General features: G+C 65.5%; 12 protein-coding genes. 4 read left to right on the forward strand and 8 right to left on the reverse strand.

From position 1 onward, the window contains the following. The first annotated feature begins 41 nt into the window (after positions 1-41). Together TVC13_RS07025 and TVC13_RS07030 are read left to right on the forward strand one after the other, a co-directional pair. Complete coding sequence (locus tag TVC13_RS07025; protein ID WP_422400509.1) at positions 42-2540, forward strand: MMPL family transporter; 2499 nt, start codon at positions 42-44, stop codon at positions 2538-2540. 1615 nt (positions 2541-4155) lie between these two features. Continuing rightward, positions 4156-4368, forward strand: a complete 213-nt coding sequence (locus TVC13_RS07030; RefSeq protein ID WP_422400510.1) for a hypothetical protein — start codon at positions 4156-4158, stop codon at positions 4366-4368. A 12-nt stretch (positions 4369-4380) separates the two neighbouring features. Here the strand turns inward: TVC13_RS07030 and TVC13_RS07035 are convergent, their stop codons facing one another. Together TVC13_RS07035 and TVC13_RS07040 are read right to left on the reverse strand one after the other, a co-directional pair. Continuing rightward, complete coding sequence (locus TVC13_RS07035; protein WP_422400511.1) at positions 4381-5769, reverse strand: FAD-binding oxidoreductase; 1389 nt, start codon at positions 5767-5769, stop codon at positions 4381-4383. A 20-nt stretch (positions 5770-5789) separates the two neighbouring features. Next, positions 5790-7610 carry an L-lactate permease gene (locus TVC13_RS07040; protein ID WP_422400512.1) on the reverse strand — a complete coding sequence of 607 codons (1821 nt, stop codon included), beginning with the start codon at positions 7608-7610 and terminating at the stop codon, positions 5790-5792. A gap of 191 nt (positions 7611-7801) precedes the next feature. Here TVC13_RS07040 and TVC13_RS07045 point away from each other — a divergent pair, with 191 nt between their 5' ends. Beyond that, a complete protein-coding gene (locus TVC13_RS07045) occupies positions 7802-8554 on the forward strand; it encodes an SDR family oxidoreductase (protein WP_422400513.1) in 753 nt (250 codons plus the stop codon). 9 nt (positions 8555-8563) lie between these two features. On the opposite strand, the gene TVC13_RS07050 is transcribed toward TVC13_RS07045, so the two are convergent. The 4 genes from TVC13_RS07050 to TVC13_RS07065 form a co-directional block, all read right to left on the reverse strand. Beyond that, positions 8564-10132, reverse strand: a complete 1569-nt coding sequence (locus TVC13_RS07050; protein ID WP_422400514.1) for an alanine/glycine:cation symporter family protein — start codon at positions 10130-10132, stop codon at positions 8564-8566. Between the two features lie 106 nt (positions 10133-10238). Then, positions 10239-10943: a TetR/AcrR family transcriptional regulator gene (locus TVC13_RS07055; protein ID WP_422400515.1), complete on the reverse strand. Its 705-nt coding sequence runs from the start codon at positions 10941-10943 to the stop codon at positions 10239-10241. Between the two features lie 109 nt (positions 10944-11052). Beyond that, positions 11053-12237 (reverse strand): MFS transporter, encoded by a 1185-nt coding sequence (locus tag TVC13_RS07060; RefSeq protein ID WP_422400516.1) that lies wholly within the window; start codon positions 12235-12237, stop codon positions 11053-11055. Then, positions 12234-13505 carry a flavin monoamine oxidase family protein gene (locus TVC13_RS07065; RefSeq protein WP_422400517.1) on the reverse strand — a complete coding sequence of 424 codons (1272 nt, stop codon included), beginning with the start codon at positions 13503-13505 and terminating at the stop codon, positions 12234-12236. The genes TVC13_RS07060 and TVC13_RS07065 overlap by 4 nt, the downstream gene beginning before the upstream one ends. Before the next feature lie 179 nt (positions 13506-13684). Here TVC13_RS07065 and TVC13_RS07070 point away from each other — a divergent pair, with 179 nt between their 5' ends. Further along, positions 13685-15427 (forward strand): amidohydrolase, encoded by a 1743-nt coding sequence (locus TVC13_RS07070; RefSeq protein WP_422400518.1) that lies wholly within the window; start codon positions 13685-13687, stop codon positions 15425-15427. Here TVC13_RS07070 and TVC13_RS07075 read toward each other — a convergent pair whose 3' ends face one another. Continuing rightward, positions 15428-15847, reverse strand: a complete 420-nt coding sequence (locus TVC13_RS07075; RefSeq protein WP_422400519.1) for a ChaB family protein — start codon at positions 15845-15847, stop codon at positions 15428-15430. Between the two features lie 2 nt (positions 15848-15849). Next, complete coding sequence (locus TVC13_RS07080) at positions 15850-16068, reverse strand: hypothetical protein (protein WP_422400520.1); 219 nt, start codon at positions 16066-16068, stop codon at positions 15850-15852. Positions 16069-16070 lie beyond the last annotated feature (2 nt).

Genomic DNA, 16070 nt, shown 5'->3' on the forward strand with positions numbered 1-16070 from the left:
CCCGTCCGCAGCAGAACCCAAGATTTCGATAAGGACCACCAATGGCTGAATTCCTCTACCGCCTGGGGCAGGGCGCCGCACGGCGTGCCCGCACCGTACTGGGGGTGTGGATAGCAGTGCTGGCAGTTGCCGGCATAGCCTTCGCGCTCTTCGGCGGCACTCTTTCCACCGCCATCTCCATTCCAAACACGCCCACCACCCAGGTCACTGACCGGCTGCAGCAGGAGCTGCCCGAAGCCTCCGGCGGCACCGGCTCAGTGGTCTTCCAGACGAAGGACGGCTCGGCCTTCACCCAGGAGCAGAAGGACGCCATCGCCGCGCTGGCTGCCGACGCCTCCGAGGTTGACGGCGTGGAAAACGCCGTCGACCCCTTCGCCACGGAAGCGGAACGGGACGCTCAGCGCGCCCAGCTCGAGGAGGGCCAGGCACAGCTCGACGCCGGCCGTGCCCAGCTGGATGCTGCCCGCGCCGAGCTTGACGCCGGACAGCAACAGCTCGATCAGGCCCGCGCCCAGGCTGAAGCCTCCGGCGCACTGGCGATGGCCCAGCCGCAGCTCGACGCGCAGCAGGCGCAGCTTGATGCCGGACGGGCGGAACTTGAAGCCCAGGCCGCAGCCGCCGAAGAGCAGGCACCTCAGCTCGAACAGGGTGCTGCGCTGCTGAACATGGCCCAGAACATCCGCATGGTTTCCGAGGACGGCAGCGCCGCCATCGTGACGGTGGTCTTCGAAGACACCCAGATGGAGGTCACGCAGGAAACCAAGGACGCCCTCGTTGCGGTCTTCAATGACGGTCCCGTGGAAGGCGTCACCACAGACTTCTCCACCGACATTGCCCAGGGCATCCCCAGCATCTTCGGCATCGGAGAGGTCATCGGCCTGATTGTGGCCGCCGTTGTCCTGGTGGTCATGCTTGGAACCCTGATCGGCGCAGGCCTGCCGCTGATTACCGCGATGATCGGCGTCGGCATTGGAGCCCTGGGAGCGCTGGCTTTCTCCGGCGTCGTCGAAATGGTCTCCGTAACCCCGGTGCTGGGCCTGATGCTGGGCCTGGCCGTGGGCATCGACTACGCGCTGTTCATCGTGAACCGGCACCGCCGGCAGCTGAAGGCCGGCTACGAGCTGGAAGAGTCGATCGGCCTTGCCAACGGAACCTCCGGCAACGCCGTCGTCTTTGCCGGCTCCACCGTGCTGATTGCGCTGCTGGCCCTGAACATCACCGGCATCCCGTTCCTCGGCCTGATGGGCACCGTGGGCGCTGCGTGCATCGCGATTGCCGTGATGATCGCCGTGACCCTGACCCCTGCCCTGCTGAAGCTGACCGGTATGCGCATCCTGAGCAAGAAGGAGCGCGCTGCGGTCACCCGGGCCTCGGAAGCAGACTCCCCCGCCCCTGCGCAGACTGCAGCCAAGCCCATGTCCACGATGAGTGCCGTGCTCACCGCACTGGTGTCCATCGCTGCCCTGCTGGTGATCGCCATTCCTGCCCTGGACCTGCGCACCGGCCTCCCGGATGGCTCCTCCGAGGCGCATGACTCAACCCAGTACCGTGCCTACTCCACCCTTTCGGAGAAGTTCGGCGAGGGCCAGAACGGCACCCTGCTGGTGGTCGCGGAGCTTGAGTCCGAACCGACCGAAGCCGAAGCAACCGAAATCCAGGCCGAGATTGCGGGCACCCTCTTCGAGCAGGACGGCGTCTCAGCCGTGGCGCCCATAGGCTCATCGGAGGACGGCAGCACCGTTGCGTTCCAGGTTGTTCCCGAGCAGGGGCCCACGAGTGAGTCCACCGAGAACCTGGTCCACACACTCCGGGACATGTCCCCGCTGAACGGGAAATACGAGATCGGCGTGGCCGGAACCGCTTCCGGCAATATCGACATCTCGGACAAGCTCTCCGACGCCCTGCCGATTTACCTCGGCGTTGTGGTGGGACTGTCCCTGCTGATCCTCATCCTGGTGTTCCGGTCCATCTACGTTCCGGTCATCGCCACGCTTGGCTTCGTTCTCTCCTACTTCGGCGCCCTCGGCGGTGTCGTGGCCATCTACCAGTGGGGCTGGCTCTCCGCGATCTTCAACGTGGAGTCCCCCGGACCGATCCTGAACTTCCTGCCGACCATCCTGGTGGGCATCCTGTTCGGCCTGGCCATGGACTACATGCTCTTCATCGGCTCCGGCATGCGCGAGGCATACGCGCACGGCGCTCCGTCACGGGTTGCCGTGGTTCAGGGTGTCCGTGCCGGACGTGCCGTGGTGACAGCCGCGGCGATCATCATGGTCTCCGTGTTCGGTGGCTTCGTCTTCTCCCACAGCGCCATGATCCGGCCGATCGGCTTCGCGCTGGCGTTCGGCGTGCTGCTGGACGCGTTTGTGGTCCGCATGCTGCTCATCCCGGCACTGATGCACCTTGCCGGAGACAAGGCATGGTGGCTGCCGAAGTGGCTGGAGCGGATCCTGCCGGATGTCGACGTCGAGGGCTCCTCGCTTGAACGGCGCCATCCGCACGTTGACCACCGCGACCCTGAACCGGCGAACCGGAGCTAGCCTTCGTTCCCGCAAAAACAGCAGCTGCCCCTTTCGGGCGGCTGCTGTTTTGTTTCGTCCGCGTCATCCCCGCCAGGCAGGCGTAAATTTCTGGACTCAATCCAATTGATGGACTATAACTAATCTGGATGTTGTCCAACTTTGGTCTTCGTCTATTTGAGTACGGCGGCGGGTCCCGTTGGGGGAGGACCGCACCGCGCGCAGTCGTCTGCGGCCGATCTCCCTGCCTTGTCCCGCAAGTCGACTCAGGAGATCCACGTTGAACCGCACCCTCTCCCAGCGTTTATCGGCAGTTGCCGCAGCGGCAGCTGCAGCTCTGGTACTCGCCTCCTGCACTCCGGCATCATCCGATGCGGCTTCCTATCACGCATGTCTCGATGACACATCGCTGCAGTTCACGAGCATCGCCACGTCAGCCGAGGACCTGGACTGCGGCGCGGGCGGAATCCCGGTCTCCTGGCTGGCCGCCGGCGCTGACGGGGCTGTTCCCAGCGTGGCTGCGACGGCGTCGGCCGATGCCAAGGGAGACAAAGGCGAACCCGGAGAACCGGGGGCCGACGGCGCAGCTGGAGCCGACGGCGCCCCGGGAGGATCCGGGCCCGCAGGACTTCCGGGACAGGCGGGTGCGGCTGGGCAACCAGGCGAGGCCGGGGCGCCCGGAGCGCAGGGTGCAACCGGGCCCGCGGGCAAACAGGGCGAGCAGGGCGCAACCGGTCCCACCGGACCGACGGGTGAAACCGGCCCTACCGGAGCGTCGGGCCCCGCCGGACCGACGGGTGAAACCGGCCCTGCCGGGCCCACCGGACCGACGGGTGAAACCGGCCCTGCAGGTCCCACGGGACCGGCTGGACCTGCAGGCGAAACCGGCCCTACGGGGCCTGCCGGCCCAACCGGACCGACGGGTGAAACCGGCCCCGCAGGTCCCACAGGACCGACTGGACCTGCAGGCGAAACCGGCCCTACGGGGCCTGCCGGCCCAACCGGACCTGCTGGAGCACCGGGCGCAACAGGACCCGCCGGCCTCCCAGGCCGGGACGGCAACAGCATCCACAACGGTTCCGGAAGTCCGGCCAGCTCCCTGGGGGCCGACGGCGACTTCTACCTGGACACCACAACCTTCGCCATCTACGGACCCAAGACGGCGGGAACGTGGCCTGGTGGGGCACAAAGCCTCATTGGCCCGCAGGGGCCCATAGGACCGCAGGGCGTGCAGGGTCTTCGCGGCGACCAGGGCGATCCCGGTGCGCAGGGACCCACGGGGTCAACTGGTGCTGCGGGTCCGGCAGGACCTGTTGGGCCTCAGGGTCCGGCTGGGTCTGGGGGGCCAGCCGGACCGCAGGGCGATAAGGGCGACACTGGCGATACCGGGCCTATCGGCCCCGCAGGGCCGCAGGGGCCCGAGGGGCCGATGGGGCCGGTCGGGCCGCAGGGTCCCCAGGGTCCCCAGGGTCCGGCAGGGGCCGGGACGGTCTTCGTCAGTTTCCTGCCCGGCACCATAGATCCCGCAGCTTTCGCCGACGGTGCGGGTTACTTCCCGATCTCCGGCTCGGTGGCTCCCTCCAGCTCGCGAGCCGCTAACGAAATTCGAGTGCCACGCGCCGGGACCATCACCGAGATGAGAATCGAGATGACGGAACGGAGCAGCAGCATCGACGTGTACCTCGTCCGTGACGGCCTGTTCCAACCCGCCATGTCCTGCACTACTACCTCCCAATGTGGGCGCACTGGATCGCTGGCCGTGGCGCAGAACCAGAAACTCGTCCTGTGGGTTCGCGGCGTGGGGCCCGCCCCCATTGAGAACCTGCGCGTCTCACTGCTCTTCGAGTAACGCGGCGGTCAACTAGATCGCCTTGCCGGGGTTCAGGATGCCCAGCGGGTCCAGGGCAGCCCGGATGGTGTGCATGACCTCCAGCGAGACGTCCCCCAGCTCCTCCTGCAGCCAGTCCCGCTTCAGGAGGCCAATGCCGTGCTCTCCGGTGAGGGTTCCACCCAGGGACTTCGCCAGATGGAACATCTCCCCCAGGGCCTCCTTGGCCGGGCCCTCGGTCACCGAATCCTCGGGATCCATCACGATCATCGGGTGCAGGTTGCCGTCCGAGGCATGTGCAATCGTGAAGATCCGCACCCCGGTGCGTTCGGCGATCGCTTCCAGCCCGGAGACGACGTCGGCCAGCTTCCCGCGTGGAACGCCGATGTCCCCGATCGATACCCGGCCCAGCTTTTCCAGGGACGGGATGGCTTCCCGGCGGGCGGTTACCAGCGCTGCCGCCTGCTCGTCGTCGACGGCCCGCTCGCAGATCCCAAAGGGTGAGACGGCGTCCATCACCACGTCCTGCTCCAGGAACGCGCCGTGTCCGTCGGCCTGGACGAGCAGGAAGGATGCACCGCGGGAGCGGTAGTCCGTGCCCAGGGCCGCGTCGACGGCTTCGAGCGTCTGGCCGTCCATCAGTTCCATCATGGACGGCTGGATCCGAGCCGCGACAACGGCCGACGCCGCCCGCGCCGCCTGCTCGACGTTCGGAAAGAACGCGGCGACCGTGGCGGTCTGCACCGGCAGAGGGCGCAGCCGCAGCGTTGCCTCGACGACGACGCCGAGTGTCCCTTCGGAGCCGATCATCAGGGCGTTGAGGTCGTAGCCGCTGACTCCCTTGATGGTTTCCCGTCCGGTGCGCAGTTCGCGTCCGTCAGCAAGGATGACGCGCAGGGCCAGGACAGCCTCCCTGGTAACACCGTACTTGGCGCAGCGCATCCCCCCGGCGTTCGTGGCAATGTTCCCGCCAACTGAGCAGATGGCGGTGCTGGCCGGGTCCGGTGCGTAGAAGAGCCCGTACTCTGCGGCGGCGGCGTTCAGTTCAGCATTCAGCACTCCGGGCTGCACCACGGCCAGCTGCTCTTCGGGGTCGATCCGCAGGATCCGGTTCATGCCGGACACGTCCAGCACCACCTCGCCCTGGCGAGAGGAGGACGCTCCGGCCAGCCCCGTTCCGGCCCCGCGGGGAACCACTGGGACGCGGTGCCTGGTAGCCATGCGCAGGACGTCCGCAACTTCCCCGGCGTCCTGGGCGAAAACCACGCCCTCCGGAAGGCTGTCAGCCACAAAGCCGGAGCGGTCGGTGCTGGCTTTCAACCGGTGTTCGTGCTCCACGGAAGACCGGGCCGCTGCGGCAAGCACTGCTGCGGCCCCCTCCGCGGATGTGGTTCCGGGCAAGTTCAGGGACTCAGTGCTCACAAATTCTCCTAGCAATCGCTTTACGGGACCATCCAGCCGAGCACCGGCGTGGACTGCAGCCAGATCAGCAGGGTCATCAGGACCAGCAGGCCCAGGGACCAGCCGATCAGTTTGCGCAGCAGGGTGCCCTCCACGCCGTTGAGCCCAACAGCGGCTGCAGCAATGGCCAGGTTCTGCAGCGAGAGCATCTTGCCCAGCACACCGGCAGAGGAGTTCGCCGCTGCCATCAGGGTGGGTGAGAGGCCGGTCTCCTCGGCAGCAGCAACCTGCAGCTGGCCGAAGAGGGAGTTCGACGACGTGTCGGAGCCGGTGAGTGCCACCCCGATCCAGCCGAGCAGAGGCGAGAGCAGGGCGAAGAAGCCGCCCGCAGAGGCAAGCGCGACACCCAGGGTGGTGGTCTGCCCGGACAGGTTCATCACGAAGGAGAGCGCCAGCACCGAACACACCGTGACGATGGTCCAGCGCAGGGTCTTCAGGGTCTCCCCGTAGATCCGGACACCCTTGGCCGGTGCAATGCGGTACAGGATCATCGTCAGGATCCCGGAGATCAGCAGCAGCGTTCCGGTGGCCTTGAGGTGGTCGAAACGGAGGTTCTGCGCGCCTACGGGATCACCGGAGGAATTCACCACGTCCAGGCCCGGCCAGTGGAAGGTCACTCCGCCCACCTGGGTCAGCCATGCCTTGATCGGCGGAATCTGTGCCAGGGAAAAGACCACGATGATGATCAGGTACGGGGCAACGGAGAGCCAGACGCTGCGCGCCGGCGGCCGGGTGTTGTCCCGTTCGCTGTCTCCTGCGGATCCGCTTGCTCCGCTGTCCCCGCCGGCTGATCCAGTTCCGTCTCCGCCGGCAGCACTGCCCGTACCTCCGTGGCCCGGAGCGGTGCTGCCGTCGCCGCCTGTACGGGTGAGGGTGTCCGTTCCTTCTTCTGCCGCGAGCTCTCCGGTGCCTGCGCCGCGCGCCGCACCGGCGTCGTCGTTCATCGATTCACCGGACATGCCAATCAGTTCCTTCGGCTGCCAGACCCGCAGCATCAGCAGAACGGCAATGACCGTGGCCACTGCTGCGACCACGTCGGTCAGTTCCACCACAAAGAAGTTCGAGGCCACGAACTGCGCCAGGCCGAAGACGACTCCGGCCACCAGGGCAACCGGCCAGGTCTGCCGCACGCCGCGCCTGCCGTCCACCAGGAACACCAGGATGAGCGGAACTACCAGTGCGATGAACGGTGTCTGCCGGCCGGTCATGGAGGAGAGCTCATGCAGCGGAATACCCGTGACGCCGTTCAGGGCAATGATGGGAGCGGCCATGGCACCGAACGCCACCGGGGCGGTGTTGGCCAGCAGCGCCACGATCGCCGACTTCAGCGGTTTCATGCCGGCCGCCATCAGCATCGCCGCGGCGATCGCTACCGGAGCGCCAAACCCCGCCAGCGATTCCAGCAGCGCACCGAAACAGAACGCGATCAGGATGGAGAGGATCCGCAGGTCATCGGAGATGGAGCGGATGGTCCGTCCCAGCACGTCGAACCAGGGTGTGGCGACCGTCAGGTTGTAGATCCACAAGGCGTTGATGAGGATCCAGAGGATCGGGAAGATAGCGTAAAACGCGCCGAGCGCGGTGGCTGAGAGCGTCTGATCCAGCGGCATGCCCCAGCCAAAGAGGGCCAGGAGGATGGACAGGACCAGGGAGATGATCCCCGCCTGGTAGGCCTTGAGCCGGAAGACGCCGAGCATCACGAACAGCAGCAGCAGCGGAAGAGCCGCGAGGATGGCGGAGAGCACCAGGGAGTCGCCGATTGGATCAAGGACCTGTTCGTACTGCGCTGCCGGAATATGCACAAAAACCCCTTTGTTTTTGCCGGGCCGGTTGGATCCGGTCCTGCCCGTTCACAAGTTGGGTTGACACTAGGCCCGCGCACCGGACCGGTCAACGCCCGTGGGCTTCTTTCCCCCGAGATAGCAGAAACTGCTCTTTTCAGCGCTGAAACGTGCACTTTCTGCTATCTCGGGGAATGCGGCAGGATATGGTCATGAGTTTTGAGGGGTTGCGGACAGCTGTCATTACCGGAGCCGGGTCGGGGATTGGGCGGGCCACCGCCAGGGAGTTCCTGGCGCATGGCTGGCAGGTTGTCCTTGCCGGCAGGCGCGAAGAAGCACTGCAGGAAACGGCCGACGGCGATGCCCGCGCCCTGGTGGTCCCGGCGGACGTCACCCGGCCCGGCGACGTCGAGCGCCTCTTCCGCGACGCCGCGGACAGGTTCGGCCGGGTGGACGTGCTGTTCAACAATGCCGGCAGTTTTGGCCCGTCCGGCTCCGTAGACCAGATCAGTCTCGAAGACTGGAACGAAACCATCGCGGTAAACCTGACCGGCACCATGCTCTGTGCCGCAGCGGCTGTGCGGCAAATGAAGGCACAGGACCCGCCCGGCGGGCGGATTATCAACAACGGATCGCTCTCCGCAATCGCTCCCCGTCCACTGGCTGCGGCCTACACCGCCACCAAACACGCTGTCACCGGGCTCACCAAGGCCATCGACCTGGATGGCCGGGCCTGGGGTATCAGCTGCGCACAGATCGACATCGGAAACGCCGCCACCGGACTGCTGGCCGGAATCACCAGCGGCGGAGCGCTTCAGCCCGACGGCACCCGCAAAGTGGAGCCCACCTTCCCGGCCGAAGAGGCGGCGCGGACGGTCGTGTTTATGGCTGAGCTGCCGGCCTCCGCCAATCCCGGGTCCGTGGTGCTCACGGCCGCGGGCATGCCCTACCTCGGACGCGGCTAGGACAAACGCTTACCGCGCCGGCGCGGCGTCCTCAATCTCCTCGTCCTCGATGCCCAGGATGTCCAGCTTCCCGCTCTTCCGGTCGGCGAGGTATTTCTTCATTTCCTTCTTGATCACCGGGAGCAGCAGGTACACCCCGAGCAGATTCACGAAGGCGCAGATGAACAGAGCCGCATCGGTGAAGCTGATGACCTGGCTGAAGGAAAGAACGCACCCGGCAACGGTGAACGTCAGGAAAATGACCTTGTAGATGATCTCCCGCATGCGTCCGCGGCCGAAGAGGTACTCCCAGGCTTTCAGTCCGTAGTAGGACCAGGTGATCAGGGTTGAGTAGGCAAAGAGCGCGACGGCGACGGAAAGCACGATCGGGAACCACGGCAGCACGGTGGCAAAGGCGTCGGAGGTCAGGATCACGCCGTCGGGCGCCCCTCCCCCGCCCTGCACCTGGTCGATGCCGGCCTGCAGGCTCGGTGCGCCGGCCATGATGATGGCCAGAGCCGTCATGGTACAGATCAGCACCGTGTCCACGAGCGGTTCGAGCATCGCCACAAAGCCTTCGCTGACCGGGCGGCGGGTCTTGACGGCCGAGTGTGCGATCGCGGCGGAACCCACGCCGGCCTCGTTGGAGAAGGAGGCCCGCTGGAAGCCGATAATCATGACGCCGAGGACTCCGCCGGCGAAGCCCTCAGGCCGGAACGCTCCTTCGATGATGGCACCGACGGCGGCCGGAATGTTTTCGAAGTTGACGGCGATGACGGCTACGCAGGCGATGAGGTACACGGCAGCCATTGCGGGGACAAGTTTGGAGGTGGTTGCTCCGATGGACTTGATTCCGCCGAGGATCACGATGGCCACGAGGGCGGCGAGAATCGCTCCGAAGATCAGCGCCGCGCCGTCGGATCCCAGGAACCCTTCGTCACCGCCTGTGGCATTGCGCACCTGGGCGAAGGTCTGGTTGGCCTGGAACATGTTGCCGCCGGCCACGCCGAAGAGCAGGATAGCGACGGCAAACACTCCGGTCAGCACTTTGGCTGGCAGCGAGCCGAACCGCTTGAACGCCACGGGAAGATATTTGAACGGTCCGCCGCTGACGGTGCCGTCTTCATGGACTTGGCGGTATTTGACGCCCAGCGTGCACTCCGCGAATTTGGTGGCCATGCCCAGAAGTCCGGCCAGGATCATCCAGAATGTAGCTCCGGGGCCACCGAGGGCCATGGCCGCACCGACGCCGGCGATGTTGCCCAGGCCCACAGTGCCGGAAAGGGCTGAGGTGAGGGCCTGGAAATGCGGAACTTCTCCCGGATCCTGTTTGGTGGAGAACTTTCCGCGGATCACCTGCCCGGACACCTTCAGCCCGCGGAACTGGATGAATCCGAAGTAGCAGGTGATCACAATCCCAGCGATGATCAGCCAGGCGACGACGATAGGAAAGCTAAAGTCGCCAATTGTCAGCGGAAAGAAAACTATGTCGTTGAAGGCTGTGGCTATGGGCTCCATGAACTCGTTCACGGTGCTGTCCACCTGGCCCAGCAGGCCGCTGGGTTCCGACTCGGTCGGCACAATTATGCTGCGGCCCATTGGACAATACCCCCGGTTAGTAAGCCAGCTGTCGAATTGTGCTGTTCAGCTTGCCTTACGTTTTCCTGTAATTCAAATCACAGGAAGGGGCGGGGTGCACCTGGGACTAGGCAGTCTCTTCGGCGCGGGACTGGACCGCAGTCAAAAGCAGGTCCAGAGTTTGACGGAAACCCTGCTGCAGGGTCACTGCGGTCAGTGGGCTTGCCAGGCGGGCGACATGTGGGAAGTGGACTGGGTCCACTTCCAGGCAAGCCTCTTCCCATGCCTTATGGTCGCTCTCCGCTGCAGCATTCAGCTCCAGTCCGGCCCGGAAACCCGTCCAGGCCAGGACAGTGTCTGCTACGGCGCGGTACATCACAGCGGCCTCAGGGTCGGCCAATCCTGCCTCTTTGAGCAGCCCGAGCGCAATCTCGGCGAATCGCATCTCACCAGGCAAACGGGTGATGCGTGCTGCCGCGGCTACGGCGACCTCTGGGTGGCCCAGATACCCCCAGTGGAGCCGGGACAGCAGTTCCGCCAGGTCCTCGCGCCAGCTGCCGGTCTGCACGAACCCTTCGACAGCCTTTCCGATGATCCCGTCCGCTACCGCAAGCAGTAGTTCGTCCTTGGAGGAGACGTAGCGGTAGAGCGCCGCCGGATCGACCCCCAGGTGCCTGCCCAGCGCCCGGAAAGTCAGGGGCTGCGACTGCTCCCGCGATGTCATTTCTACCGCAGCCTGGATCACCTGCTCACGGTCCAGCGGCGGCACTCCCGATTTTGCCGGCCGACCGCGGCGTTGGCGCGCGGCGTCGACACTTGTCCTGGAGCCCATGGATCCTGAGTCTTCTCGGATTGTGAACGGGAGTCAATTCCGTTGCCGGTGAATTCCGGAGGGCTGGGCCGGCGTCGGTTCACTGCCGCAACCCAGCCCTCCGCGGTTGTTAAGCCGGGGCTTCCAACCGGTTCGGGGAGGGTGTTTCCCCTGCAGCGGCCACTTCCCGGCCGACCCTCAGGGCAATGACCACGATGGCCGCGGCCGTGACTGCACCCAGGACAGCCATCACCACCGTGAGGGCCCCGTCGCCGCCAAGGTCGAAGATCTGGGTGGCGACGAGGGGCCCCAGGGCAACGCCCAGGATGTAGACGCCGTTGACGGCGACGCTGGCTGAACCGTCTCGAGTCAGGATGGCTGCCAGTCCGAACACGAGCGGCAGGGTCATTCCGAATGCGAAGCCCCACGCTACGAAGACCACCGAGAATAGGGCGGTGTCCCCTGCGACGACCATGATCACCTTGCTGACCAGGCTGATACCCAGAGCTACGGCCAGCAGCGGAACTCGACCAGCCTTCTTCTCCGCGACAGGGGTGACCACCGCGCCGGCGAGGCCTGCAAGGGTAGCGAGGGCCAGCAAATTCATCACCAGCGGGGAGCCGGCCTCGCCGAAGCGCATGACCGCAATCAGCTCGGACAGGCCGATGATGCCGTCATCCGTAATGGACCAGGCGCCGAAGGCAACGGCGAGGATCCAGGCCAGCTTGCCGGCCCTGCCCGCGGACACGTCAGTGGCGGGTGCTTCGGCCGCTGCCGGGAGCCACCGGGCGGTGAACAGGACGAAGATGCCGGGGATGCACATGATCAGCAGGACGGAGTTCATAGTGCCCCCGATGAGCGGGACCAGGAAATAGGCGGCGGCGACGACCAGCCGGTTGAAAATCATCGCCACATTGGCGGAACGGTCCGGATTTTCCGTGGCGGAGATGGAGGCCGATGCGGCTCCCAGGATGAGCCCGGAACCAAGGCCGGCGATGAGCAGGAGCGCGCCGTAGAAGCCGGGCTGCCCCAGCATGATGCCTGCAACGGAGACCAGCATGAGGACTGCCACCCCTGCCAGGGCAACCGGAGTCCGGCTGTGGCGGCGAACCCATGGGCGGACGAGGAGAACGGTCGCCGAGTTGATCAGCGTCATGCCGGTGGCCAGGAACCCCGCCGTCGTCAGGTCGAAGGAGTAGTCATTGACCAGCCGGGCAATAATCGTGGGAATGAGGTTTGCCGGCAGCAGGGCGTAGGCCCAGGCTATGACGACGGAGGAGAGTCCCCGGGTGTTTGTGGTGCGGGATTCGCTCATGATGACTGGGTTTCGCCTGTCTGCTCGGAGTTGATGGTTTTCAGAACGGATTCCGCAGCGCGCCGACCCGTTGCGACGGCGCCTTCCAAGGTGCCGGGGAATTCTGCGGAGAGGTCGCCGCCGACGGCATAGAGCCCATCGATGCCGGATGGCATGCTCGACAGGGCGCCGTAGAACCCGGGCGGCGGTGCGATCCAGGTGCCCCTCGCCCAGGGGTGGGCTTTCCAGTCAAAGGAGGTGTGGGCTCGGATCGTGGCTGAAGGGATGTACTCCCGGATCTGCTTCTCAAAGTCTTCGACGGTGGGTGCGCCCTCCGCCGCTGGAGCCAGCCCAACGGCCAGCATCCCCCCGTCCCCAAGCCGCCGTTCGGTCCTGAAGTAGCCGAACAGCCCCACGGAGGCGAACACCCTGAAGTGCTCGGTCACACCATCGAGGACGAACCAGTCCTTCCTTGAGGCACCGCGATGTCCGTCGGGAACGTGGGCGGAAACGCCTCCGAGCACCCCATGGTCAAAATCGATGGCACCCATGGTGTTCAGCGGCACCGCGAGAATGACCGCCTTTGAGGTAAACGTTCCTGCGCTGGTTGTTGTGGCAAAGCCTGCTGCGCTGCGCTCGATCCGGGTAGCCGCGGCGTCCAGATGTACCGATGCGCGGGAGGAACCGAACAGTGCCGCAGTCAGTGCGGCCGTGGTGCCTCCGATCTGGGACTTATAGTGTTCCGGATCCGCCAGTTCAGTGAGGTCAAGCATCAGGTGGCCAGCATCGATATCCGCCAGCGGAGCGCCCGCCAGATAGCGCTGCGTGGCCACCATCCAGTCTTGGACCCACGGGCTGAGGGCAGCTTGCTCCAAACGTTCCGCGGCATTCCCGGCAGCTGCTCCCTCCAGGCCCCGAAGGGTCTGCAGGGCCTTCTCGAGCTGGCGCACTCCGCCCTCGTCAGGAGTGCGCATTGACGAGCTGCCGTCCCGGAAGTGGATCAGTGACTCGGCCACATCAGGGGAATCGAAAAGGTCCAGTCCGAACTCGTGGATGAGTCCGCGGATCTCATGGAAATCTGGCAGAATCCATGTCCCGCCGAGGTCGATCATCCGTCCGGCTTCCGGCCAGAACCAGCCGAACGCCCGGCCGCCGATCCGGTCGGAGGCTTCGGCAATGTCCACCCGCAGCCCTCCGGCGCGCAGCCGGTGGGCAGCGGAGAGTCCCGCCAGACCGGCGCCGACGATCAGTACATCGGTGTCCCGCACGGATATCTGCTGCTTATTCAATGAGCCCCCTTGAAGAAGGTCGATGTATGGAATTCCGGGGCGCGGCGCAGTCATGGGAAAGACTTAGCTACCGCGGGAATTGCTGGCAAGGGTCGAACTGTTGGACTCATTCTTAGGTTCAGGAAACCCATAGTCAACGGTGTTGACAAATTACGTGTTTATGACTTCAAATCAATTCCATGACTTCCAGCACCCCGGCTAACCCGAGCGAAAGCGCCTTTCTCCTCCATTCAGGGGCGGTGTTTTCAGGGACAGACCTGCACGCCGGCGCAACGGCGGTGCTGATTTCCGGGGAGAGGATCCTCGCCGTTGGGACTGACGCTGAACTCCGGCCCCAGGCCCGGCAAGTGGGAGCGGAGGAAATCGATCTTCAGGGCGGACTGGTGACCCCAGGGTTCGTCGACGCGCATGTCCATGCCGTCATGGGCGGCGTCGAGCGCAACGCCTGCGATCTCACCCAAGCCGGCACCACAGAGGACACCCTGCTGGCCATCCGGAAGTACGCCGAATCAACGGCCCGCGTTGGCCAGAGCGGCAACTGGATCATTGGAGCGGGCTGGTACAAGGGGAATTTCCCCCCGGGAGCCGCGACAGCTGAGGTCCTCGACACCGTTACCGGCGGCCGGCCGGCCTACCTCATCAACGCCGACCACCACTCGGTCTGGGTCAACACCGCCGCCCTGCGCCTGGCGGGAGTGACTGCCTCCACCCCGGACCCCGGGGACGGGGTGATTGACCGTCATCCGGACGGAACACCGCTTGGCATCCTGCACGAAGGTGCCATGGACCTCGTGGGCCGCCATCTGCCCGAGTTCACTACTGCGCAGCTGGCCGAAGGGCTCGTGGTTGGCGGGCAGTACCTGCACTCGGTGGGCGTGACCGGCTGGCAGGAAGCCATCCTGGGTGACTACGCTGGCTACCCCGACGCCTCGGCGGCCTACCGGGAGGTCCGGGAACGCGGCGGCATCCCGGAGAGTGCGACGGGCGCCCTCTGGGTTCCCCGCAACCTCACCGTGGAGAGCGTCCCGGAACTCATTGAGCAGTTCATTCTTCGCCGCAAGGAAAATGAGGCAGCCGGGTTCATTACCCGCGCCGCAAAGCTCATGGTGGACGGGGTCCCGGAGAACCGGACCGCTGCGATGCTGGAGAAGTACTGCGAATGCGAGCGGCTAACTGGCGGTTCCCGCAACGCGGGACCTGATGGCCGCGGCCTCGCATACCTCGGCCGGGAGGTGCTGCTCGCAGTGGGTGTGGCCCTGGACGCGGCCGGCTTCGACCTGCACTTCCACGCGATCGGCGACCGCGCCGTGCGCTGGTCTCTGGATACGGTCGCTGCGGTCCGCAAAGCGAACCCGGACTCGACCGCCCGCCACCATCTGGCCCACCTGCAGATTGTCCACCCCGAGGACGTGCCCCGCTTCGCGGAGACCGGAACCACCGCCAACCTGCAGGCTCTCTGGGCGTGCAACGATGCGCAGATGGCTGACCAGACCGTTCCCCTTCTAGGCGCCGAGCGGGCGTCCTGGCAGTACCCGTTCCGCTCCATCGAGGCGGCCGGCGGCCGGCTGTGCATGGGTTCCGACTGGCCGGTTTCGACGCCGGACCCGTGGCAGGCCCTGCACGTCGCCGTCAACAGGACATTTCCGCCGACCCTGGACAAGGCTGTCGCGGAAAACGATCCGCTCCAACCTGGGGAGGCTCTGGAACTTAGGTCCGCCCTGGCTGCCTACACGGCGGGATCCGCCTGGCAGCTGCATCTGGGATCAGGACGCGGACGGATCGAGGCGGGCGCTGCGGCAGACCTAGCCGTCGCAGACAGGAACCCTTTCGAAGCCGTAGCGCTGGGCCACCCCGAGAAGATAGCCGAAACACGCAATGTGCTGACGTTCCTTTCCGGGCGGGTTGTCTTCGACGGCCGCTGACTAGGAGCGGGACTTCCGCGTCTCTTTCTGGTTGGCCTTCTGGATGGCATCTACCAGCTCGTCCTTGTTCATCTTCGAGCGGCCGCTTATGTCCAGCTTGGACGCGACGTCGTACAGATGCTCCTTCGACGCGTTGGCGTCCACTCCCCCGGCCGTCTTGGCGCTGGATTTCCGGCCCTGCTCGGCCTTTTTGTCCGACGGTCCGCTGGAGTCCTTGAGTTCCCAGTGATCGCCCACCTTCTCATGCGTGCGCTTCAGCGAGGCGTAAGCAGTCTGTGCCGCCCGCTGCTCGTCACCGTATTCCTCCAGCGCGGAGTCGTACGTCTTCGCGAAGGTGTCCTGCGCCTTCTTGTCTGAGCGTTCAAGGGTTGACGGCAGCTCGCTCTTTTTGGCCTTGCCGGTTTTGGTGGTCTTGGGCATTCTCAGTCATCCCCCTCCGGCTGCAGCGTTGTAGCTTCGGTTTCCTGAGCGACCCCCATCGCATCCTGCACTTCCACACTGTCCGTGTCATCGGCCACCGGCTCCGGCTGGCGCCATTCCTCCACGTGGTCCGGGGACGCGTTGCGGGTCAGGTTCTGCGTCTCCTGCTTCATTTCCTCGTCGAGGCGGCGCCCGTGGGTGCTGTTTCCGCGTTCGGCCATGA

This window comes from Arthrobacter sp. 3Tela_A, from assembly GCF_049311025.1.
In the GTDB taxonomy this organism is placed as follows: Bacteria; Actinomycetota; Actinomycetes; order Actinomycetales; family Micrococcaceae; genus Arthrobacter_B.